This is a genomic window from Kitasatospora sp. NPDC051702, from assembly GCF_040681575.1.
Lineage (GTDB): Bacteria > Actinomycetota > Actinomycetes > Streptomycetales > Streptomycetaceae > Kitasatospora.
This window is the reverse complement of record NZ_JBFAZB010000113.1, coordinates 1-1,324: the sequence shown is the minus strand read 5'-3', so window position 1 is coordinate 1,324 and position 1,324 is coordinate 1. Positions and strand designations below refer to the sequence as shown.

Sequence of the window (1,324 nt, the reverse complement as noted above, 5' to 3'; positions counted from 1 at the left end):
CCACTGACAGTGAGGATTGGCCATGGCATCGCCTGAGGTCCTGACTCGCCCACTGACTGACGCTTCGGTTGTCCTTTTTGGGAATCGTCGGTCTCTCAGGCGATGCCGCTTGGCGCGTGGCCGGTCGGGCGTCTGTGACTTCATAGGAGCCCGGCCAAAGGTCCCATCACTGTCTTGTCCGTCTGCCCGACCGGCTCGCGCCCTCCCATCGACGCGCGTTGGAAGGGCAGCACACCACAGCATGGCAGACGAGATAGCGGTGGTCGGCGGGATCGACACCCACGCCGACCTCCACCAGGCCGCGGTCATCGACAGTATTGGCCGGCACCTGGCCACCGAACGGTTCGAGACCACTCCGAAGGGATACCAGCGGCTGCTGGAATGGCTCCGGCTCCACGGGGAGGTCCTCGCCGTCGGGGTCGAAGGGACCGGCGCCTACGGAGCCGAGATCGCGCGTTTCCTCACGGCGAACGAGATCACGGTCATCGAGGTGGACCGGCCAGACCGCAAAGCACGGCGGGACAACGGCAAGTCCGACCCCATCGACGCCTACGCGGCGGCGACCGCGGTCCTGTCCGGCCGGGCCTGCGGGACCCCGAAGGCCAGGAACGGCATCGTGGAGGCGATCCGGGCTCTGCGGGTGGTCCGCAAGAGCGCGGTCAAGGCCCGCACCCAGACCATCAACCAGATCCGCACCCTCGTCGTCACCGCGCCCTCCGGCGTCCGGGACAGGTTGCGAGGCCTGTCCACGAAGGAGCTGGTCGACTCCCTGGCCCGCTCCCGTCCAGCCGGCGAACTCGCCGACCCGGCCTGCTCAGTGAGGATCGCGCTGAGGCGTCTCGCCCGCCGCTACCAGTCACTCGACGAGGAGATCAAGGAAGCGGACCAGGAGATCAGGCCGCTGGTCATCCGGGCCGCTCCCAAGCTCATCGCCCTGCCCGGCGTCGGCCCGGAAACCGCCGGCCAGTTGCTGGCCAGCGCGGGCGACAATCCCGACAGGCTCCGCTCCGAAGCCGCCTTCGCCCACCTCTGCGGGGCCGCCCCGGTCCCGGCCTCCTCCGGCCGCACCAACCGCCACCGCCTCAACCGCGGCGGTGACCGCCAGGCCAACAACGCCCTCCACACGATCGTCCTGGTCCGCATGAAATACGACCAGCGCACCCGGGACTACGTCGCCCGACGCACCGCAGAAGGCCTGGTCAAGAAGGACATCATCCGCTGCCTCAAACGATTCGTCGCCCGCGAGATCTACCGCCACCTACCCCGCACGATCCAAACCACTGAATCGCTCCCACAGACCGCTTGACGATCTATAGGAGCTTCC

Annotated in this window: 1 protein-coding gene; it reads left to right on the top strand. The window is 68.1% G+C overall.

The annotated features are described in order from the left end of the window. The first annotated feature begins 241 nt into the window (after positions 1 to 241). Positions 242 to 1,306, top strand: coding sequence for an IS110 family transposase (locus tag AB0N04_RS38530; protein ID WP_279095462.1), 1,065 nt, complete (start codon positions 242 to 244; stop codon positions 1,304 to 1,306). Positions 1,307 to 1,324 lie beyond the last annotated feature (18 nt).